The 590-nt window shown below is 52.2% G+C and carries 1 protein-coding gene; it reads right to left on the bottom strand.

Annotated features, from left to right (window positions below; translation table 11 throughout):
• On the bottom strand, nt 1-590 hold a 590-nt coding region (gene lgt / locus ACTHUM_RS17810), incomplete at both ends, for a prolipoprotein diacylglyceryl transferase (RefSeq protein WP_440403665.1).

Genomic DNA, 590 nt, shown 5'->3' with positions numbered 1-590 from the left:
GACAAGCCCAAAGTCAATAGGCCGAGATAGTCGTCAGGCTGGCGGGCAAATTCGGCAATAAAGCGGAACAATCCGTAACCACCCAAGAACAATGCTGCCGTTTGTCCGGCCGGACGTGGTTTTTTCGAGAAAATCCAAACAATGACAAACAGACAAATGCCTTCAAGGGCAAACTGGTAAAGCTGAGACGGATGGCGCGGCAGCATGCCGTATTGTTGCAGCCATTCTGCCCACAAAGGATTGTGCGCCGCAGCTTCCGCATCTTCGTAACGCGCTTGCGGAAAACCCATTGCCCAGAAAGCATTGAGTTCGGTCACGCGTCCCCAAAGTTCGCCGTTGATAAAGTTGCCGATACGGCCGGAAGCCAAGCCCAGCGGTACGAGCGGCGCAACGGTATCCATCAATTTCAAGATACTGATGTTGTGCTTACGGCCAAACAGCCACATGGCAACGACCACACCCAAAAAGCCGCCGTGAAACGACATGCCGCCTTCCCACACTTTGAAAATATCCAACGGGTTGGCCAGATAGTCGGAAAATTTATAAAACAAAACGTAGCCGATACGGCCGCCCAAGATGACACCCAAGAT

Source organism: Neisseria sp. P0021.S006, from assembly GCF_051956895.1.
Note: the sequence above shows the minus strand (reverse complement) of the source record. Positions and strands in the feature narration are given on the sequence as shown.